The organism is Flavobacteriales bacterium (assembly GCA_025210295.1).
Classification (GTDB): Bacteria; Bacteroidota; Bacteroidia; order Flavobacteriales_D; family Parvicellaceae; genus S010-51.
Genome location: JAOASC010000048.1, coordinates 16,988 through 39,240 on the forward strand (window position 1 = coordinate 16,988; position 22,253 = coordinate 39,240).

The window sequence follows — 22,253 nt, forward strand, 5'->3', positions numbered from 1 at the left end:
CCTACAAATAAATAAACAGAAGAGTCAAATCATCCTATTACCATAACTTTCCCATAATGGGACGGTTATTCCGAATTCTGCACTCGGCTTACCAACTTATGGGTTGATTTTTTAAAAATAGCATACCTTACTTTTTCTTGAAAAGTCCAATTTGTTCTTATTTCAATCACAAATAACATGATCAAAAATTGGTAAAAAAGGATTCCATAATTGGTCTCACCAAAAATTCCAAACTCGGTAATAGAGTTGATAAAAGCAGGAATAAACATTGCAATAAAAAAATCACCATAAGGAGAGTCTTTTTCTTTAAAATAATTTCTTACGGTCGTAACTAATTGCCAGAATGCAATAAAAAAACCTACAAAGCCTAAATTCATTAAAACTTGCATAAAGGTATTGTGCGTCATCTTTGCTGGATAGGTATTTAACCCTTGAAAATAGTCTGTATAATTGATTCGCATAAACCCATAACCAAAATAAGGTTCTCTTACAATTCCTTCATTTAACAATGCTTTCCAGAATGGGAGTCGTCCAGTCATACTCATCACCTCTTCAACTCCTCCTCCTTCTTTAAAAATCACAAATTTTAAAATAAAAGGAAATGCTATCCCCATTGAAGAAAACATTGCTATTTTAAGTTTTGCATTATCTGATTTTAAGATTAATATTCCAATAATCAAAAAGAAACCTATAGCTGTTGATCTTGATGAAGTCATCCCTAAAACGGCTAAAGCTATAAGAATACTAATTACTGTAATTACTTTATGCTTGGTTTTCTGAAAATGAATGTACCCCATAGCTGCGGCAATACTCGACAACATCCCGAGTTCATTGGGATTCATTAGGTAACCTCCTAATCGGTACTCTTCCCCTCCACGCATTCCTCTCCAAAATAAATCTGGAAAAGCCATAGAACCAATAAAAAAGATAATCATAATTGGGAATGCTCCCCAGACAAACATTTGCACCATGTTAACCGGTCTTTCTGGAAAATAAAAATTCACCATTGCTACAACTCGCATATACACGATAACGAAAGTTAAACTTTCGACAACCATTATCCATTGCAACACGGAGTATGTTGGATCTGTAGACCAAGAAAAAGATGCAAACCCTAATATTAAATAAGCTCCATACAACAAAGGCGACACCACATTTTTATAACGAAAAGTTGGAATACAACCTATTTTGGACAGCTTAAATTGCAAATAAAAAATGGCTCCAGTCATCCCAACTCGAGTAATAATTTTGAAGACCTGATTGATTCCTCTATCCTCTACAATAGAAAAATAGCCCGCAATTTTCAGACACAGAATAGTGATTAGCAAACCACTAATATTCCTCACAAAATATGGAAGCTTTTCATTCTGCATAAACTTTCAACAACTTTTGGGCAATGACATTCCAATCGTATTCTTTTTTTATCATCTCTATTGCTGCTTTTCTTTTTCTAAGGTGGCTTCCATCTTTTTTCCATTCATAGGCTTTTTGAAAAGCTTTTGCCAAAATTCCGGGGGTGTTTTCCTCCAATACAATACCTGCATTATATACCCCAACTTGACTAACATTTGTGGTTTTACTAACAATACTCGGTACCCCCAGCGCTGCACACTCTAATACAACACCTGGCAACCCCTCATTACGTGAAGTCAGCACCAAATAATCTAATTTTTGGAATAGATCTATTTTTTGTTCTCCATATTGAGCTCCCAAAAACTTCACTTTAGACATTAAATTTAATTCCTTGATTAAATCTACAAGCGTCTCCTTATCTTCTCCATCACCAATCATCCACATCACTCCTTTTCCGTTATATTTTTTTAAATATTCTGAAAAACCTTTTAGGAGTATATCCAATCCTTTCGTATGCAAATCCAACCTACCACAAAAACCAAAGACGGGATCTTTTTTAGTCTCATCTACCCAATTTATTTTGCTTTCATTGACCTGTTCTCCATTAGGGATTAAACAATAACGATCGACTTTCACCATATTATTGGTTCCTGAAATTTCACTTTCTCCTACAAAATGAATTGCTTTGGCATTTTTAATAATCTTTCTTTCATAGAGTGAAAAATAGATTTTTTTCTTCACCCAACTTCTTTTCATTGCTATAGTATTAAAGCTCCCATGAGGCGTATATATATATTGATAACCTAACTTACTCATCAGTTGCGAAATGGTAAAAAACTGTGGAATAAACCCTCCATGAATATGAAAAACAGCGGTTTTACTTTCGTTTTTTAATGCTTGCTCAAAACCTTCTGGCATTGCGAACTTCTCTAAATCTTTAAACAAAACAGTACTGTAAATTCGTTCTGGATAGTTGTGCACAGGGTTTTTGGTTATACCCCACACTTCTACTTCACACCCTAACTGGGTTTGTGAAATAGCCAAACTATTCACCACCTTGTTAACTCCATTCATTTTATTTGGATTCGCTTTTCCTAAAGTGACATGTATAACTTTCATATTTATTTTGTTTTAAGTTTGGCTGCTAATCGAATTAGCATGTAAAAAAGTGAAACAACTTGCACGAGTAAAAGTCCTACCAAAACTCCATTCAACTGATAATTAGCGACAAAGAAACCTGCTGTTAAAAAACTAAACAAACCTGTAATAATGTAGTTTTCTAGTACAATTCGATTTTCTTCAAAAGTTCTAATTACAAACCTTAGAATTGTTCCTAAAAAGATAAAGATGTAGATGACTGCAAAGCCGATAATGATATAATCGTAAATAAGGTATTCTGCTCCATATACCAACTCAATAATTGGACCTCTAAACACAGCTATCAACACTAGGATCAACACTGTCATTAGGCCTGTTTTAATGGTCATTTGCTTAAAGAAATTTAAGGTTGGTTCTTTTCCATTTTTTGTTAAAATCTTTGAAGCTTGTATAGGGATTAAATTCTCCAATGCTAAAAACAAAATATGCAATACTCCCATCAAATTTTGAGCGATTCTGATTACTCCAATTGCTAAAGGACCTAAGACTCCTGTTGCAAAAACAATGAAATAGTTTCCTGAAAACCATTGCAATATTGAAGTAAAGAATAAATGTTTTGAAAACCCCCAAAACGCTTTAAACAACTGTACAGTTTGATGACTAAAGCGTTCCTTTTCTGCTAAGAAATATTGGACTATTGAAACCACGATCATTAATCCAAACAACCCCATAAAAAAGCTATGAATAGTGAGCAAATCAAAAACATACAATACTACCACTAAAACAGGCTGAAATCCATAAGCTATAATATCAGAGACCAAGACGATAAAGCCGTTATTTTCAACAAAATTCTTTCTTCTAAAAAAATCTTGCATTAGAAATGCTCCCACGACTAATGGTAAACTATAAAACACACCTGCTCTGTACCAAGTATTATTGAAATAAAAAACAATTAAAACAACGACCAATGCTACCAACATTGACAACACAGTAAATAATAATTGTAAATTAAATGCTTGACTTAAAAAAACAGATTTTTCTTCAGATTTTGCATGCAAAGTATACATTGGTGCAACAATGACTGCTTGTTGAACACTGCTAAAGAACAGCACTAACATCCAAGCTGTAGCAAACACACCAAACTCTTCTAGCCCCATGAAGCGCGTTAATAAAATGGCTATTAAAAAGTTAACTCCACTTACTAAAGCTTGATCACACAAAACATACAACTGGTGCTTTTTTGAATGTACGATATGTTTTATTTTATTTAGCATTGTAATAATGTTTTAAACGGTAATACAAATGCTTTAAGCTTAGATTATAATTAGAGAAATATCCCGTATAATTTATACTTGAACTAATATCGTTTAGTAAGAATTGAATATTATCTACTCCATATTCTTCTTTCAAAATATCTGGAAAAGTTGCATACTTAAAATAAGTATAGTTTGCTCGAACAACAAACAAAGAAACACTTGATGCTTTCATAAGTTCTATAGCTGATATAGACTCCTTAATAGAACCTCCATCTATTACGACAAAATCGTATTTCTCTTTTAAAATGGCTATTTTCGCCAAAACATGCTCTACATTATTTAAAAAAGAATTGTCTTTATTTAACGTTGAATACAGCGCTATACCTTCTGCTAACTCTATAGATTCATCTACTGCATTTAAGTAGTTAAACTTTTTTACTCCTGTTTGCAATGATGGGCGTTCCATATCTAAATCAACAAGTGCAACGCGGTATCCCATTTCAACTAAAGCAGCGCCTAGATTTCTGGTGATAAATGATTTTCCTTCTCCTTCAACTGCCGAAACAATTGTTAAAACATTATGATCTTTCTTATTGATAAATCCTTTAAGCAGCAGCCCTTTTGCAATAGTGATAAACTCACTACTGACCATATTTTCTTTTCTACGACGTACCAAAGCAACAATAGGTGTTAGCGAAGTTTTTTCTATATCTACTTTATCTATAATTTTCTTGACAATAGCCGCTCTAAAATAGACGATAATAATTCCAATGATTAAACCTAACAACCCAAAGACGAATGTAATTAAAGTCTTATTAGGTTTCACAGCTTTTTTCTCGACTACAGCTTTTTGAATCACTCGATGAAATGCTGTTTTTACTGATGCTGCAATGGAAGCTTCTATTAATTTTTCTGATAAGAAGTTATAGCTACTTTCTTGTAACCTAAACTCTCTTTCTAAGATTTTTAAATCCTTTTCTCTTTGGGGAAAATGCTTGAATTGAACTTCTGCTATTTTAAGTGCCTCTTCAGCTTCAATAATTTTAGTTGCTATCTCCTTTTTGTTTGATTTAATGGCTTCTTTAATGTAATTTTTAATTTCCTCTATTTTCTCATCATGTGCAACGACTTTTTCATGGTCTTCGGTATAAAGTGCCAAAAGGTCTTTTCTTTCTCCAATCAGAATTTGCATTTTTTTGACCAACTCTGTCATTAATAGATCTCCAAAACCAAAACTTACAGATGTTTCATCAAAGAAATTTCCCTCAGCTATATAGGCCTCTAATTGATCTACACTCTGTTTATTAATTGACAGGTTAATTAATTGTATTTTCAGCTTCGAGATTTCTCTCAATCCCGTTTCTGTTTCTTGCAAAGTATTGACTACATCATTTTGTTCTTTGAAGCGCTTCAAATCCAATTCGGCTCGCTCTAGTTTTTGACGCACTTCTGCTAACTGACTTTTAATGAAGTTCACTGAGGTATTGGCCGCCGAAGCTTTACTTGCAATATAATCGTCGACATAAACTTGGCATAATCTATTGGTAAACTTTGCTGCTCTAACAGCCGACTCATCGGTATATACAACCCTCAACACAAAAATCTCCTTACTAACAGCCTTTACATCCAATCGGCTTTTGACATCTTTAATTAAACTTTCTCTATCAAAAAACTTCACCTTATAGGCTCCATCTCTTACAATATTTTTATCGGCCAACTCTCTTTTAAAAACAGTAATCGTTCCGCCTTCAAACTCAAAGCTTTTTCCTAAAAATGACTCGTAAGCAATTGCATTTTCTTCCTTTCCTACCTTTAATGTTACAGAGTCATCTTTTATAATAAGACCATACTCTTTTTTATACAGCTCTGGATTTTCAAAATGATACGTTACTGTTATTGGAGAGTTATCGTACAACAAAGTCTTCTTAATACTTCCAGCTCGATAAATTGCTATATCAAAATCTAAACTATCAATAGCCATTCCCACCAATAAAGGTGAGTTTAGAATTTCTGCTTCTGTTTCGATATACTTTTCAGAGCTAAACACATCAAAATCCTCAAACATTGCTGTACTAGAGAATCCATATTTACTATCATCTAATTTGACCTTAGCAATACTTTGATAGGTTGTATTGGTATACAAGATAATTTTTGCAGCAAACAACAATGCTAACAATAGGCAAAGGATTATAATGGGAATTCCTCTAAGAACAACTCCTAATTGCTTTTTCATATTTTGAAAACCACTCATCTTAATTACTTAATACTGAATATAGGATTGCTAAAGAAGAAACTAAACTTGCAAATGGAATAATTGTAGGTGCTTTTTTGTCGATTCGTTGCTCATTTTTGGACAACACATTTAGCACATCTCCTGAATGTAACACGACATTATATTCTAGGGCATTTTTAGCAGTAAAATCCAAAATATAGGTTTTCCCTTCTCGAATCAATTGAACCTTAGATTTATTCGCATAGAATGTTAGCCCTTGTGCCTCTCCAATAACTTCAGCTACACGCGTTCGTTCTTTCTCTAAAACATATACACCAGGCTGATTGACCTCTCCCAAAACAGTTACCTTTTTATTCATAATTTTGATGACTATTATGGGATCTTTTAAGGTCTTTCCAAACTCTGTCTTTAATTCTTCTGCTGCCTCTTTACATGTTAAACCACCAATCTTAAAGATTCCTAACTTTGGCAATGCCACGGTACTATCTTCTTGAACCAGCAACCATTTACCAAAAGCTTCATTAGAATTATAGATACTAAACGTTGAGCCAACGCTCACATCATTGTGATTCCAAATACTTAAACTAACCTTATCATCTGGTTTAATGATATGTTCATATGATGTATCATCTAAAGACACGTCGAGCACATCATACTTCGGTGTTTTTTCGAAAATATTTATCGTTTTACACTGTGAGAATAATAGGGCGAAAAATGCTAATACGATATGTAAATTCCAAGTTTTCATTTTAAGACAAATACTTTATTTGCAAATAGATATAGGCCATAGCCAGCAATACAAAACTGACAATAAATGTTTTTTTGGCTTTCTTGAGGTCTTCATTTTCCTGAAGAATTATATTATACTTATTGATTTGTGCTATTATCCCAGGAATTCTTCCTAAAGAATGATTATTTTTCTCTACATAATCATAAGCTCCATATTTCAAGGAATCTACTGCTACAGAAATATTTTCTTGTCCAGATAGAAATACAATTTGAATATTCGGGTTAACACTTTTAATCTCTTTCAGAACTTCTAAACCGTTCATTTTTCCTAAATCATAATCTAAAATTATAATGGACGGATTTCGAAATAGGTTGTCAACGCAATCTTCACCAGAATGATAAAGCTCTACATTCGTATAGCCTTTTTCTTCCAACCTACTATTTATTAGCTCAGAATAGAAGACATTGTCTTCTACAATAAAAATTTTAGGGTTATCTTTTTCTGCCATAATAGTTATGCTGTTAAGTCATTAAAATAATTCGAGTTTAACACATGGTTAATATCCCAAAAAGCCTCTTTACAGATTACTGTTTTGTGTACATCCAACATTGGATAGTTATTGTTAATAGCATCCGAATAATCTGGAGAGAAATGAAAAACAGCAGTGCCTTTCATTTGCATTTTCACAGTTCGGAGTAAATCTACTATTGGCTCTTCATTATCTTCCTTATGAAAGTAAGAGTCTATAATAACAACACTAGGGTTTAATTCTCTAAAGTTAATGTTAGTGTAACCAGATGCTTGGATTAACCAAACATTCGTTTCTGATAATTCAATATGGTTTCTCCAGAATGAGAGCCCAAAATTGTTGAAGCTGATAATTAATACATTTTGTTTCATGGGGGGTAGTTATTTTTAATTATACATTTTTTGCCGCTGAAATCAAGCCAACAATCCAACCTGCTAATTAGCAACTCTTTAAGCTATTAAAAGCCAAACAGATTTTCCTATTTTGATTCAGTTTTCCCAAATTGGGAATCAAGACAATTGATTGACTAGAGACTTTAAATCTCCAATAAAACTTGTCACGTTTTCAATAGCATCATCATTAGTAAAATCTTGTTTCTCAATGGTTCTTACTTGATTTCTCATTTGAACTACAGCCATATAATCCAATGAGGGTTTTATGCTATGTGCTATTTCGCTAATTCTAACAAAGTTTTCTTCTTCTAGGTTTTGTTCTATTTTTTTTATGTTAAGGGTCGTCTCTTCAATAAAAATAGATTTCATTTTATTGAGAAGCCCTACATCTCCATTGGCGAGCTCCTCTAGTAAGGTTAAGTCAATTAAATTTTCCATTTTTTCTTTATTTAATCCATTTCAAAATTTTCTCATTTAAAACATCTTTTTCAAAAGGTTTTGATACATAGTCATTCATGCCCATACTCAAATACTTTTCTTTATCTCCTTTTATTGCGTTAGCTGTAAGAGCTATAATTGGGATCTTAAGTTTCATTTCTTCTCTAATTATTTTGGTCGCTTCTTCTCCATTCATATTCGGCATTCTAACATCCATCAATACAATATCAAAGTTGGCTTCGTTTAATTTTTCTATTGCGATTTCTCCATCATCTGCGCATACCACTTCACATTCCCAACCTTTTAGGATTGTTTGAGCTAAGAACTGGTTCACCTTATTATCTTCGACCAATAACACTCTAACTCCTTTGGGTAATTTTTCTACGGAAGCATTATTAACCATTGCTTGAAATTGGAGGATCTCTAAGTCCAACTCAAATGAGAACTCAGTGCCCTCTCCTACTTTACTCTTCACTTTAAGGTCTCCTCCCATCAATTTAATTAACTGATAACTAATGGACAATCCTAATCCAGTACCTCCAAACAAACGTGCTGTTGAAGTCTCTGCTTGAGCAAAGGAATCAAATATGGTATTTTGATGTTTCTGAGAGATACCAATTCCTGTATCTTTCACAGAAAAATGAATTTTATAGTTCTTTTTATCTTTTTCTAACAGTTCAACTTTTAATACAACCTCTCCTTCTTCGGTAAACTTAAATGCATTTCCTAACAAGTTAATCAACACCTGATTTAAACGCGTTGGGTCTCCCAATACTTCTTTTCTAATTTTCTTATCTAAATCACGTACAAAGTGAAGTTTCTTATCTTTCGCCAACGGTAAAAAAACTTCTACTGTTTTGTCTACTGTTTGCATTACATCAAACGGAATGCTTTCTATTTGTAACTTTCCAGCCTCTATTTTTGAGAAATCTAAAATATCGTTGATAATTGTCAATAAATTTTTTGCTGATGTATTAATGGTACTCACATACTTATATTGCTGATTGGTAAGTACTGTCTCCGTTAAAAGATTTCCCAACCCAAGTATTGCATTCATCGGCGTTCGGATTTCATGGCTCATATTTGCCAGGAACATTTCTTTACTCTTAACAGAGGCTTCAGCTACTTCTTTTGCAATTTTTAGCTCCGACTCCATTGCTTTGCGCTGAGAAATATTTAAGTAAATACCTATTGATCCTAAATAAACTCCTTTGACATCATAGAAGGGTGCATTAGATACAATCACCCATAAATAGTTCCCATTTTTATGCCGAATTCTAACTTCACAAACACTTGCAAATTTTCTTGCTCCATCTTCATTTGCCTCTGTTTTATCGTCGTCATGTAAAAACACTTCTCGGGCATTTAAACCTATTAAGTCTTGCTCTTCATACCCACATAATTCACAAAATTTTGGGTAAGCTCTAGTAATTGCTCCATTGACATCTATTTCCAACAGTCCCAATTCCAAGTTTTCTATTATTCCTCTATACTTTTCTTCACTATTTTTAAGTACTTGAGTTAAATTTCTTCTTTCCGTTACATCTCTTGCTACAACAATAAACTCATTTCTTTCTTTATACGCATTAAAAACAAAGTTTGCTGTTTGATTGATCCAGATTCTATCCCCCGACTTCGTCACAATGGGAAATTCCATATCTTTTGCCGGAAGGTCTAGTTCTACCTGATTTAAATAATAGGCTGTCACCTCTTTTTCAAAAGACGGATCGATGATATCATTAATCCTTAATCGCATAAATTCCGCTTCTGTATACCCTGTAACTTCAACAGTTTTAGGATTCACATATAGAAATCGACCACGAATATCAGTTTTGTATATAATATCGTTTACTGCTTCTACCAACTCTTGATATTCGTGTTCAGCAAATTCCAGCTGTTTAATTCTTCTATCAACTTCAGATTGTAGCTCATCATTCAAAGCATTTAACTTTTGATTTGCTTCAAACAACTCTAGACTTTTTTGCTCTAAAATATTTTCAGCTTCTTTTCGTGCTAAACGCTCTCGTTTAATTCTTCTTTGTAATATGTCTAACTCGGGATCTAACATACTACTCTATGATTTTGATGTCTATCCTAACCTCATTACCTGATAGGTCACCTAACACTGTTTTTGTTAAATCTATTTTGGTCTTAAAATGATTGGAAGCAGCTGTAATTAACCCCATCCCAAAATCAACCATCTTACGTTGAGAATAATAAATCATCACTAAATGCTTTTCATTCTCTCTAAAACTTTCGAAGCGAGGCAACTCAGCATCTGGATATAATTTTACGACTTCCTTATGAATATGACGGTCAATATTTTCGAGAAAATCGAACATTGATTTTACATGTTCAAAAAACATGGGGTAGGAGCGCACAAAAACAGCAAACAAATAAACGCCGTAAGCATTCAATAAGTCAGGAACAGAAACTTTTGTTTCTTCACTTAACGACACGATTAAAGCGACTAATTCTGCATGTTTATATGTCCCAACACTTGTATATACACCATCAGTAACATCTTGTGATTTTTCAAGAATGGCATCTACGGTTTCGTAGCCAAACTTTTCTTCAACCATTTCTAAAAACTCTGTAAATACTATTCCTTTCATATTGCTCTTGATTTTTCGGTTTCTTCTTGTAACATTCTATAGATTGTTGACTTTCCAACATCTAGCTTTTTAGCTGCTTGTAATATCTTACCATTACACTTTTCTATATAATGCTTTACAATCTTAATGTTGTATTCTCTCAATGTCATTTCTCGATTCATCAACTCTCCAAATCCTTCATGTTCTTCGAAATTTAGATCGTCTACATCAATAAATTCATCAGACAGTACTACCGCCAATTCCATTACCGACTTCAACTCCCTCACATTTCCTGGGAAAGCATACCTTAGCAGCTTCTGTTTTGCTTCTGCTGTAAAAATTTTCTTGGGAATACCATTCTCTTGGCAAAACTCTGAAATAAAAAAATGAGCGAGGAATAAAACATCTCCTTGGCGATTTCTCAACGCTGGAATTTGGATGGGTAATCCCATTATTCTAAAATACAAATCCTGTCTAAAGTTCCCTGCTGCTACTTCTTTTTTTAAGTCTCTATGGGTTGCTGTTATAATTCTACAATTCACCTTTATAACTTTATTGCCACCAACTCTCACAATTTCCTTTTCTTGAAGCACTCTTAGCAATTTACTTTGCATATTTAAGTCCATCTCTCCTATTTCATCGAGAAACAATGTTCCGCCCGAAGCTTCTTCAAACTTTCCTATTCGTCTTTCAGAAGCTCCAGTAAAAGCGCCTTTTTCATGACCAAACAGCTCACTTTCTATCAAATCTGCGGGTATTGCAGCAACATTAATGGCTACAAATGGCTTCTTGGCTCTTGAAGAATTAAAATGAATTGCTTTAGCCACCAACTCTTTTCCAGTCCCTGTTTCTCCTGTAATAGAAACATTTATATTGGTCTCCAATGATTTATTAATCAGGTTGTGTACTTTCGTAATTTCTTTACTATTTCCTTTTATTAGATTCTTTATTTCGTTGGTTTTCCCTACAACTGTTCTTAATTTTTTTACTTCTTTTTTTAAACCTACGTTTTCTCGAATATTAATTATCGTTTTCCAGATTCGTTCACGAACCTCTTCGTTTTTTACTAAATAATCGTAAGCTCCTTGCCTTAATAAGTCTATGGCTGTGCTAATGTCATCTTGTCCTGATACAATAATGACTTCAATATCGGAATCGATCCCTTTTATACGCTTTAAGACCTCGTCCCCTTCCATATCAGGTAACGAAAAGTCTACGGTAACCACTGACGGTTGAATTTCAGCAATATTATTTAACAATGACTTACCTGTATTGAAGACAAAAACTTCATAATCGGGATTCATGCTTAACGAATGTTTTAGCATTTCAGCATACCAACGATCATCCTCGGCAATAGCAATCTTAAATTTTTCCATTTTGGGATTGGGGTTTTGGGGTTAGTGAAGTAAATATATATAATTTATATACTAATTCCTCTTTTTTTATGACAAAAAACCAATTTAAATCAACAAACACACTTTCCCAATACGAGACAGTTTTTTAAGTACTTTAAAATATTATATGTTTATCTTCGTGGCTGAATTAAATTTTAAAGCAAAATGAATAATCCTTTTCTACAACCATACACTGCCCCTCTAGAGGCAATACCTTTTGATAAAATTGAACTAGTACATTTTAAAACAGCGTTTGAAGAAGGTATAAAAGAGGGCAAAAAAGAAATCGAAAAAATCAAACAATGCCCTCCTTCATTTTCCAATACCATTGAAGCTTTAGAGCAAGCAGGTCAATTACTGAATAAAGTTTCTAGTGTTTTTTTCAACTTAAATAGCGCTAACACTTCTGATGAAATGCAACAATTGGCACAGGAAGTCTCTCCTATGCTCACGGCATACTCTAGTGAAATCTCGTTGGATGAAGCTTTGTTTAATGCTGTAAAGATGGTTTTCGAAAACACGAATAAACAAGAGCTGACTCAAGAACAAGCTTATCTATTAGAAAAAACCTACAAAGGCTTTGTTAGAAATGGTGCTAACCTCAAGCCTGAAGAAAAAGAAGAATTAAAAGAAATCAATACTAAGCTGGCTCAACTAACATTAACATTTTCTGAAAATGTGATGAAAGATGCTATGGAGTTTGAATTACACCTCACCAACGAAGATGATTTAAAAGGTTTACCAGATGGGATAAAAGAAGCTGCAGCTTTGTTAAGCAAATCAAAAGGAAAAACTGATGGATGGTTATTTACTTTAGACTACCCATCTTATATTCCATTTATGAAATATGCAGAAAATCGTACATTAAGGAAGCAATTAAACGAAGCTTTTGGAGCTCGAGGGTTTAACAAGAACAACTACAATAACGAAAATACTATTGCTGAAATTGTTGCTTTACGTTTAAAGAAAGCTCAATTATTAGGTTATCACACCTACGCTGACTTTGTTTTAGAAGAACGTATGGCTAAATCACCAACTAAAGTATACCAACTATGGGACGAACTACTTGAAGTAGCTTTACCAAAAGCAACAGAAGAGCTTAACGAAATAAAAAGCTATGCTCAAAAACTGGGATTTAATGAACAGTTAGAAGCATGGGACTTTTCTTATTATGCTGAACAATTAAAAAATGAGAAATTTGCAATTAATGACGAAATACTAAAACCATACTTCAAATTGGAGAATGTTTTAGAAGGTGCTTTTAAAGTTGCCAATAAACTCTTTGACATTACCTTTCATCAACGTGAAGACATTCCTTTATACCATGAAGACGTTGTTACTTACGAAGTAAAAGACAACAATAATAACTTCATCGCATTGTTTTACGCTGATTTCTTTCCAAGGGAAGGAAAAAGAAGTGGGGCTTGGATGACTTCATTTAGAGGACAAAACAAATACAACAACAGCAATCAAAGACCTTTTGTTTCAATTGTATGTAATTTTACTAAACCTACAGAAACTAAGCCTTCGCTATTAACGTTTAATGAAGTAACGACATTATTTCATGAGTTTGGGCATGCTTTACATGGCATGCTTGCCGATGGATATTACGAAAGTTTATCTGGGACTTCTGTTTTTTGGGATTTTGTAGAGCTGCCTTCTCAGCTTATGGAAAACTGGTGTTATGAAGAAGAAAGCCTTAATCTTTTTGCTAAACATTATCAAACAAATGAAGCTATCCCTATGGAATTTGTCCAAAAAATAAAGGATAGCGCTCAATACTTAAGTGCTTACCAAACTGTTAGACAAACCAGTTTAGGTCAATTAGACATGGCATGGCACAACCTCAATAAAGCGCCAGAAATTTCGGTTAGTGAGTTTGAAAAAAATGCGGGAGAAAAGACGCAATTATTCCCTTATAATGAGAAAACGAATACTTCTGCGGCTTTTTCTCATATTTTCGCAGGAGGATATGCAGCTGGTTATTACAGTTATAAATGGGCTGAAGTACTTGAGGCTGATGCTTTCGACTTCTTTCTTGAAAAGGGTATCTTTAACAAAGCTGTTGCTACTTCATACAAAGACAATATCTTAAGTAAAGGTGGAAGTAAACACCCTATGGAATTATACAAACAATTTAGAGGAGCTGTTCCCTCAACGAAAGCTTTATTAAAAAAAGCTGGGTTAATTTAACTAAAAAGGGCTGGTTCTATATAGAGCCAGCCCTTTTCTTCTGATTTATAACTTGGTTATTTAACAGTTACTTTTTGGATAAATGTTTTACCATCAACTATAGCATGTACAATGTAAACCCCAGCATCTACACCAGACATTGAAACACTTTGTTCAGGACTTTTTATTTTTCCTGAAACCACTATCTTTCCTGATAAATCATATATCATAAAAGTTGCGTTATCTAACCAACGATTTTCCGTTAGAATCGTAAATTGCTCTTCACATGGATTTGGAAAAAGAACCAAATTACCTTTCTCTTCATTCACTATTGAAGCGTACTCATAAGTAGGCTCATACAGTTCATTTACATACACTCTTATTTGTCTGGATGATGTTGTATCAAAACCTGAATAAATCAAATCTAAATCATTATCCTTATCATAGTCTTCCCATGCAGTTGAACTTATACTTAACCCCATAATTGTATCTGAGATCACTTGATCTAGTGTATATACTCCATTATCATTTCTATAGAATAAAGATTTTGAAGTACTCGATGCATCTTGACCAGTAATAAAGACTTCATAATCTCCATCTAAATCAGTGTCTACAAAATCGGCTGTTCCAAAATACAATCCCTCAAATGGCATAGTTGTTAGTTTAGTAAAAATACCATTACCGTCATTTTCATATAAAAATGTCTCAGCTGAAAAACTTGAATTAAATCCTGTAATCAACACGTCTTCATCTCCATCATTATCATAATCTGCTACACTTGAACCTGTAAAGTAAGCTCCCCCAAAACCAGCATTGGCATTTTCAGTAAAAACTCCAGTCCCATCATTTAAATAATATTTAGCATTTGGTGCATAACTTAAATCAAATCCTGTTAACAACACGTCTAAATCTCCATCCTGATCTCCATCAAGAATGGTAATATCTCCAAAATAGTTCTCCATCAGAGTATTTGCCTTTAAAACAAAACCACCTTGGGCATTTTGAAGATACACTCTTGCTGAATAAGTACTACTTGTATCTACTCCTGTGATGATCACATCAGCTAAATTATCATTGTTAAAATCTGCACTTCTAATTCTACCATTGGTCGTTCCGATCATATCTGTTAATGTCTTTGAATAACTACCATCTGTATTATTCGTGTACAAATTAACCACATTCTCTGTTCCATTATAACCTGTCATGATGATATCCATATATCCATCACCATTAAAATCTGCTTTATCTAGAGAAGATAAAGAAACGCCTTCCAACTGATTAACACTATCTACTGACAAATCTCCCTCAGTATTGTTTACCAATGATGCATAATGATCATAGTTATCTGATGCACCTGAGACAACGGCTTCTTTTATACTATCATTTTGACTATCTATCCATAAAACCTCTCCATAAATTGTCCCTTCTCCATTTAAGATTTCTATCTCTCTAAAGCTTTGTCCATATAGCTGAAAAGACGCCAGCCCCAAAGCCAATTTTAATACTATTCTCTTGTCCATATTATTATTTTTTCTGCAAAGCTATCTGCTATTTAGATTCATTAAAAATAATATGACATGACTTTAGTCATTCTTTGATAGCATAGAATAACTTTACTAAATCAGCTAAAAAAAAGAATATTACAACTAAAAAAAATAGAGTTTTGTACTTAAAAAAAAAATGAAAAAATTGATTTTTTTAAGTTTGACAAAAAAATGAAAAAAGGCCACACACAGCCTTTCCCTTTCCTATAAGGACAGAAGAACTATTTAAAGAGAGCATGGAGTTTACTTGATGAAATGTAAACAATGTTTTTTATTTTAAACTTACTTCGTTATTCTTTTGAAGCTTCAACTCCTTTTTTGAACTCTTTTACTAACGCAACTTCACCAGTATCTTTAAAGTATGTAACCTTTCCATGCAATTGGTTTTGTTTCCATTGCTCAACACGCTGTAGCTTCCCTTCTTCATTCCAATACTTCCATTCTCCACACTGCTGTCCTCTACAGAAACAACCTTTTAGCTTTAATTGTCCATTAGGGTAGCTTTCGATATAATAGCCATTTAAGAGTTTTCCTTGATATCCTCCTACAGTCTGTATTACTTTGTTGGACTTATACCAAAAATAGGTTTCATTTAACTTAACTTTATATTCTTTCCCTGAATCATCCAGCTGAACAGTTGCCAATACTCCATTAATATCTAATGTTACCTCTACAACTTTCTTTTGTCCCCAAGCAGAATGGTAACAGCTCAAAACAACAAATAATATTATAAGCTTTATTATCCTCATCAATTACTTTTCTATGTAAGACTCTGTTTTTATTTTTTCTTCTAAATATTGCGATCCTTCACCTTTTTCCTGTGCCTTATTCCAATATTCTATTGCCGTAGCTTTTTTACCTAAAAAGAAGTTAACATCTCCATAATGCTCTAATATCACAGCAGAATTACTACCTCCATACTGTAAGGCTTCATCTAATTGCTCTTCGGCCTCAGCATACTTTTTTTGTTTAAACAGCACCCAAGCATATGTATCTAAAAAATTAGCATTTTGAGGCACCAAGCGATTCGCTTTTTGAGCCATTTTCTCTGCTTTTTCCAATTGCTCTCCTCTTTCTGAAAGGTAATAGCTGTAGTTATTTAGCAACGTAGGATTACTAGGGTTTATTTCCAATGCTTTATCATAGTGCTCATCTGAATACTGATGTTCCTTTTTAGCGTGGTAAGCATCACCTATCTTTTGATAAAATTCTGCTAACATTTTTTGATTATCAATAATCAACTCCTTTCCCACACTTAGTCGATCGATAGCTAAATCGTATTCTTGCTTTTGAAGATTAGCTAACCCACTAAAAAAATAATAAAGAGGTTGAGTAGGGTACAACTCTAAGGCTTTTTCACTATCAACTATTAAGGAATCATACCATTGTAAATCTGCTTCAAGAAACACTATTTGCTCCCATATTAGATGTTGGTCAGGATTAATTTTTACTGATTTTTTATACGCTTCTAATGCTTTTTCTAGTTCCTCTTTTTGAATATAAATTTCAGCCACTGCAGTAAAACTCCTCGCGTCCATTGGGTGAGCAACAGTTAAGATATCTGCTAAGATTTTTCCTTGTTCCTTTTTTTCTTTATGCTCTGTTTTTAAGTAACCTAATAAGATCTGGATTTTAGTTTCAATAGATGCATCAGGGTTTTCAAATGCTTTTTTTAATTGTTCAAAAGCCTCCTCATGCTGTCCTTTTTCTTTATAATACCCGTACAAAGCAAAACGAATGTTTTCATTATTAGGCTCTATTTCTAGTACTTTATTATAAAGCTTTAGTGCTTTCTCTGCATCCCCTTTTTCTTCATAAAGCTCAGCTAACAAGCCATAATAAGCAGCATTAGCAGGGTTTTCTTCCACTAATTTTTCTATTTCCAGAATTGCATTATCTATTTGTCCCAATTCAAGGTAAAGGCTCTGTTTATACTTTGCTAGCTCTTCTGAATTCCCAATTTCCTCTTGAATTTTGTCGTACACCTTTAGCGCTTCTTCCTTTTGTTCTAATATCAAGTAGTTTTCAGCGAGCGTAAACAAGTACTCATGTCTATTAGGGTGTTTATTGACCAACTCTTTGTATAGCTCTAATGATTTTTGATACAAACCATACTTTTGGTATAATACTGCCAAATTGGTTTTATACCAATCATTTTCAGCATTTAACTCCACAGCTTTTTGTGCACTCTCGATACACATTTGCCCTTCTTTCTTATAATCGTATATTCCTGAAAGTTCAAAATAGGTAGCAGCGCTCTTAGGCTTTAACTTTAAGCCCTCCAAAAACAATTTCTCAGCCAACTCATAGTTCCCGATTATTTTTTGAGTTGTTGCTTCAATAAAGTTGGTAGCAAATTGATTTTCTTTCTTTTGACTCAATTTACTTTCTGTCTTTCCACCCAAGCTTTTTTTCGAACTACAGCTCGAAAAAAAACTTAACAAAAGGGCGATATAGACGATATATTTTAACAAAACTACTCTTTAACTTCGGTAAAGTCACCAATACTCAACTCTTTACTTCGGCCTGAATACTGCACCTTATTACCAATCATACTATCTGCAATATTCGCATTATTAATCGAAGAGTCGTTTTGTATAATAGCGTTCTTAACTATACTGCTTTTAACAACAGAATTGGCACCAACAGATACATGAGGACCAATAATACTATTCTCTATTACAGCATTATCACCTATGAAGCATGGCTCAATAATAATTGAATCTTGAATCGTAGCGATTGGCGAAACATTATCCTTTTCTATTTCAAACTCTAAAACTCTTTGGTTTGAATATACTGTCGCTTTATAATTCCCACAGTCTAACCATTCTTTTACCTCTCCAGTTTTAAACTGCACCCCTTTCTGCTTCATATTCTCCAAAGCATTGGTTAATTGATACTCTCCTTTTTCTTTGATATCGTTATCAATTAAATATTGCAACTCATTGGCTAAGTTTTCACCATCCTTAAAATAGTAAATCCCAATGATTGCTAAATCAGAAACAAAAGTTTCAGGTTTTTCGACAAAATCGGTTATGATGTTATCATCATTTAACTTTACAACTCCAAAAGCACTTGGATCTTCTATTTGATTTACCCAAATAATTCCATCTGCTTCGTTATCTAATTTAAAATCAGCTTGAAAAAGCGTATCAGCAAAACCAACAACTACATTTCCTTTTAAAGATTCTTTAGCACATAAAATAGCATGTGCCGTCCCTAACGCTTCTTCTTGATGATAGATTGTACCTTTAGCACCTAAATCTTCTGCTACTTTAATCAGATTATCCTCAACTTCTTTCCCGAAATCACCAATAATAAAGGCAATTTCATCTACTTTTTCTGCACAAACTTTTGTAATGTCTTCCACTAACCGTTGTACAATTGGTTTTCCTGCTACAGGAACTAGTGGTTTAGGTATTGTTAAGGTATGAGGTCTCAACCTAGAACCTCTCCCTGCCATTGGTACTATAATTTTCATATTAAATTCTTGTAATCTTTTTATTTATATTCAAGTTCTTAATTGAACTATATAATTGGGTAGTTCGGCTACAAATAAACGAATAATTATTAACTTTTATTATTTGACTCTTAGATATTGTATATTATTTAACACCAGTACTGCCAAATCCTCCAGCCCCTCGATCTGTTTCAGACAATTGCTCAACAACTTCCCATTCCGCCATTTCATACCTTGCAAAGACTAACTGGGCAATACGCTCTCCATCTTCTACAACAAACTCTTCATTAGATAAGTTGACCAACAACACGCCTATTTCCCCTCTATAATCAGCATCAATTGTTCCTGGCGAATTCAAAACTGTTATTCCTTTTTTGTATGCTAATCCACTTCGAGGCCTTACTTGTGCTTCTGCACCTTCGGGCAATGCAATAAATAGGCCTGTTTTAACTAGTGTTCGAGCTAAAGGCTTCAAAACGATTGGTTCATCGATATTTGCTCTTAAATCTACACCTGCCGAAAGTGCTGTAGCATATGCTGGTGTATCATGTTTTGATTTATTGATAATCTCTACTTTCATGTTAATCTTTTTATAATTTTTGAGGGTAAAATTCGTTTCAGTGTCTTTTGCTCAAAGAAAGCTACAATCCCTATAAAAACTAGAATTAATAATGTATGATATCCTAATACTCCCCAACTGAAATCCCCAGTTAAATCTTGTCGATAACGTACAAAAAATAACAAAAGAGCTACAGACACATACAGCCCTATTTTTCTTAAATTATATGGAATTGGATAATACTTTTGACCTAAGAAATAGGATATAACCATCATGCTTCCATAACATATTAATGTTGCCCAAGCAGATGCCATATAGCCATACAAGGGAATAAAAGCTAAATTGATGGTAATGGTTATTAAGGCTCCAATAACAGAAATCATTGCCCCATAAATGGTTTTGTTTGATAATTTATACCATATCGATTGATTAAAATAAATCCCTAATGCTACATTCGCTAATAATAAAATAGGAACAATTGTTAATCCCTGCCAATAAATTTCTTTGGGTGTAAAATATCTAAATATTTGCAGGTTTAAGGCAACTCCCAAAAACATTAGACACACCACAACAACAAAGAAATTCATAATCAATGCATAAGTTCTCTTTGCATTTTTTTCTTTCGCTTCTTTGAAGAAAAAAGGCTCGGCAGCATATCGATAAGCTTGAATAGCCATAGAAATAACCATTGTTATTTTATAATTTGCTCCATAAATCCCCAGTTGTGTTTGTGCTAAGTTCAGTGCTTTTTCAGGTAGCATACCAAGCTTTACATTTTGGTTGAACAGCATTTCTTTCAACATGGCTCTATCCAATGTTTCATTGATAATCCCTGCTAAACCGACAAAAAGCAAAGGATAAGTATACCTTAACATCTTTAGTATTAACGCTTTATTCAACTGCAATTTCACTTTCATTTGTGGAATCAAAAGAGAGAACTTCACCACACTTGCAATTAGGTTAGAAATAAACACATACCCCACCCCTATTTCAGGATTATATAACAAATCAATCAACCAATTGGAATTTTCATTATAGTTTAATCTACAATACACCAAGAAAAATAAGTTCATTGAAATAAAGACCCCTATGTTTACCAAATTAACTAATGCAAACTTCTTTGCTTTATTTTCCTGCCTTAATCGAGCTAAAGGGATACTTCCTAAGGCATCTAATCCCACTATCGTAGCAAACCAAATTATATATTCAGGGTTTTCTGGAAACATTAAACTGTTGGCAATGTCCTGAGAAAAAACAAATGTTGAAAAAAGAAAAATTATTGTTGTTGAGATCAATAACGACAAAACATTTCCATATACTTTTTTTGCACTATATTCCTCATTATTAGAAAACCTAAAATAAGTCGTTTCCATTCCATACGTTAACATCACAACTAAAAATGCAACATAAGCATACATTTCTGTGATCACTCCAAACTCAGCTGCTGTATATGCCGAAGTAAATAAAGGCGTTAAAAAGTAATTTAGGGTTCTACCTATGATACTACTAGCACCATAAGTTAATGTTTGTCCCATTAATTTTTTTAACTTACTCATCTGTTTTACTTCCGAAACTCAATAAGCTCGAAAGGTAAGAAATATAAATAACACTAAAAACAGAACAAAGCCATAGATATGATAGCAATTAACTATTTTTATAAAATTATTGACTTTCATATTCACTCAAATAATAAAATCCTTACTTTTGGTGGAAATTTTAGCATTATGACTACATTAAAATATGTTTTATTTTTCGTTACTTTTTTTATCGGAAGTTACTCTTTTGCCCAAATAGACATTGAACCTTATGCTGGTAAAAGGTACGGTTCACTTTATAAAAAAATCAAAAACGATTCCTCTTTTGTTAGTTGTAGGTTATTAACTGCTACCCCCAATAAAGTTACTGGAGTTGAGTTATATTTCAAAAACAACGTCAACTATGTGGTAAGCTTTAAAAAAGGAAGGCTAAATGATGGATATGATTGTGATTCTTACCCAATTAGAGGAGCAAAGATTTATGTAATTCATAAATTTAAAGGCAAAGAATACCAAGAAGGTTATTGCAGATGTAAGGCTGACGAAAAAGGCAGAATTATAAAACCTACTATTCAATCTGAAACCCCTTGACCCCCACTAGAAAAAACACCAAGACTACTGGTAACAAAGGAGAACAAATTGCTGTAAATTATTTAGAGCAGCAAGGTTATGTTATTCGATGTAGAAACTACCGATATGGTAAGGCTGAAATTGACATTATCGCTCAAACAGAAAATCGCATTGTTTTTTTGGAAGTCAAAACACGTAGTCAATACCAAGAAGAATCTTTGAGAGACTTATTAAGTATTGCTCAACAAAAAAGGATTATAGAAGCTGCCCACCACTATATCATAGCCCACGATATTGATGAAGAAGCACGTTTTGATCTAATCATAATACCGCTTAACAATAGCGACAAAATAACACACATTAAGACTGCTTTTTACCCTTCTTTATAAGTTATTA

Annotated in this window: 20 protein-coding genes; 3 read left to right on the forward strand and 17 right to left on the reverse strand. The window is 33.3% G+C overall.

All coding sequences use genetic code 11. From position 1 onward, the window contains the following. Positions 1-65 precede the first annotated feature (65 nt). From N4A35_16315 to N4A35_16365, 11 genes are all read right to left on the reverse strand, one after another. The gene (locus N4A35_16315) at positions 66-1,373 is read right to left on the reverse strand and encodes an O-antigen ligase family protein (GenBank protein ID MCT4582978.1); all 1,308 of its coding nucleotides are present in this window, start codon (positions 1,371-1,373) and stop codon (positions 66-68) included. Next, positions 1,363-2,472 (reverse strand): glycosyltransferase, encoded by a 1,110-nt coding sequence (locus N4A35_16320; GenBank protein ID MCT4582979.1) that lies wholly within the window; start codon positions 2,470-2,472, stop codon positions 1,363-1,365. The genes N4A35_16315 and N4A35_16320 overlap by 11 nt, the downstream gene beginning before the upstream one ends. A gap of 2 nt (positions 2,473-2,474) precedes the next feature. Beyond that, positions 2,475-3,725 (reverse strand): oligosaccharide flippase family protein, encoded by a 1,251-nt coding sequence (locus N4A35_16325; protein MCT4582980.1) that lies wholly within the window; start codon positions 3,723-3,725, stop codon positions 2,475-2,477. Next, a complete protein-coding gene (locus N4A35_16330; protein MCT4582981.1) occupies positions 3,715-5,940 on the reverse strand; it encodes a Wzz/FepE/Etk N-terminal domain-containing protein in 2,226 nt (741 codons plus the stop codon). Before N4A35_16330 ends, N4A35_16325 begins: the two co-directional genes overlap by 11 nt. A 19-nt stretch (positions 5,941-5,959) precedes the next feature. Further along, positions 5,960-6,688, reverse strand: a complete 729-nt coding sequence (locus tag N4A35_16335) for a polysaccharide biosynthesis/export family protein (protein ID MCT4582982.1) — start codon at positions 6,686-6,688, stop codon at positions 5,960-5,962. A gap of 1 nt (position 6,689) precedes the next feature. Next, positions 6,690-7,178, reverse strand: a complete 489-nt coding sequence (locus tag N4A35_16340) for a response regulator (GenBank protein MCT4582983.1) — start codon at positions 7,176-7,178, stop codon at positions 6,690-6,692. Between the two features lie 5 nt (positions 7,179-7,183). Beyond that, positions 7,184-7,570 carry a hypothetical protein gene (locus tag N4A35_16345; protein MCT4582984.1) on the reverse strand — a complete coding sequence of 129 codons (387 nt, stop codon included), beginning with the start codon at positions 7,568-7,570 and terminating at the stop codon, positions 7,184-7,186. 138 nt (positions 7,571-7,708) lie between these two features. Continuing rightward, entirely contained in the window at positions 7,709-8,029 is a 321-nt protein-coding gene (locus tag N4A35_16350) for an Hpt domain-containing protein (GenBank protein ID MCT4582985.1), read from the reverse strand. A gap of 7 nt (positions 8,030-8,036) precedes the next feature. Continuing rightward, positions 8,037-10,097 (reverse strand): PAS domain S-box protein, encoded by a 2,061-nt coding sequence (locus N4A35_16355; GenBank protein ID MCT4582986.1) that lies wholly within the window; start codon positions 10,095-10,097, stop codon positions 8,037-8,039. A gap of 1 nt (position 10,098) precedes the next feature. Continuing rightward, positions 10,099-10,644, reverse strand: coding sequence for a heme NO-binding domain-containing protein (locus tag N4A35_16360; protein ID MCT4582987.1), 546 nt, complete (start codon positions 10,642-10,644; stop codon positions 10,099-10,101). Next, on the reverse strand, positions 10,641-11,999 hold the full coding sequence (locus tag N4A35_16365) for a sigma-54 dependent transcriptional regulator (protein ID MCT4582988.1): 1,359 nt from the start codon (positions 11,997-11,999) through the stop codon (positions 10,641-10,643). The genes N4A35_16360 and N4A35_16365 overlap by 4 nt, the downstream gene beginning before the upstream one ends. Before the next feature lie 183 nt (positions 12,000-12,182). On the opposite strand from N4A35_16365, the gene N4A35_16370 reads away from it, so the two are divergent. Continuing rightward, positions 12,183-14,210 (forward strand): M3 family metallopeptidase, encoded by a 2,028-nt coding sequence (locus tag N4A35_16370; protein MCT4582989.1) that lies wholly within the window; start codon positions 12,183-12,185, stop codon positions 14,208-14,210. A 56-nt stretch (positions 14,211-14,266) separates the two neighbouring features. Here the strand turns inward: N4A35_16370 and N4A35_16375 are convergent, their stop codons facing one another. The 6 genes from N4A35_16375 to N4A35_16400 form a co-directional block, all read right to left on the reverse strand. Then, positions 14,267-15,709, reverse strand: coding sequence for a T9SS type A sorting domain-containing protein (locus N4A35_16375; protein ID MCT4582990.1), 1,443 nt, complete (start codon positions 15,707-15,709; stop codon positions 14,267-14,269). 314 nt (positions 15,710-16,023) lie between these two features. After that, positions 16,024-16,482 carry a hypothetical protein gene (locus tag N4A35_16380; protein MCT4582991.1) on the reverse strand — a complete coding sequence of 153 codons (459 nt, stop codon included), beginning with the start codon at positions 16,480-16,482 and terminating at the stop codon, positions 16,024-16,026. A gap of 3 nt (positions 16,483-16,485) precedes the next feature. Next, positions 16,486-18,138, reverse strand: coding sequence for a tetratricopeptide repeat protein (locus N4A35_16385; protein ID MCT4582992.1), 1,653 nt, complete (start codon positions 18,136-18,138; stop codon positions 16,486-16,488). A 71-nt stretch (positions 18,139-18,209) separates the two neighbouring features. Next, the gene (locus N4A35_16390; GenBank protein ID MCT4582993.1) at positions 18,210-19,214 is read right to left on the reverse strand and encodes a sugar phosphate nucleotidyltransferase; all 1,005 of its coding nucleotides are present in this window, start codon (positions 19,212-19,214) and stop codon (positions 18,210-18,212) included. Between the two features lie 124 nt (positions 19,215-19,338). Next, positions 19,339-19,773, reverse strand: coding sequence for a dUTP diphosphatase (gene dut, locus N4A35_16395; GenBank protein ID MCT4582994.1), 435 nt, complete (start codon positions 19,771-19,773; stop codon positions 19,339-19,341). After that, on the reverse strand, positions 19,770-21,308 hold the full coding sequence (locus N4A35_16400) for an oligosaccharide flippase family protein (protein MCT4582995.1): 1,539 nt from the start codon (positions 21,306-21,308) through the stop codon (positions 19,770-19,772). Before N4A35_16400 ends, dut begins: the two co-directional genes overlap by 4 nt. 78 nt (positions 21,309-21,386) lie before the next feature. On the opposite strand from N4A35_16400, the gene N4A35_16405 reads away from it, so the two are divergent. Beyond that, on the forward strand, positions 21,387-21,878 hold the full coding sequence (locus N4A35_16405) for a hypothetical protein (protein ID MCT4582996.1): 492 nt from the start codon (positions 21,387-21,389) through the stop codon (positions 21,876-21,878). Beyond that, a complete protein-coding gene (locus tag N4A35_16410; GenBank protein MCT4582997.1) occupies positions 21,875-22,246 on the forward strand; it encodes a YraN family protein in 372 nt (123 codons plus the stop codon). The genes N4A35_16405 and N4A35_16410 overlap by 4 nt, the downstream gene beginning before the upstream one ends. Positions 22,247-22,253 lie beyond the last annotated feature (7 nt).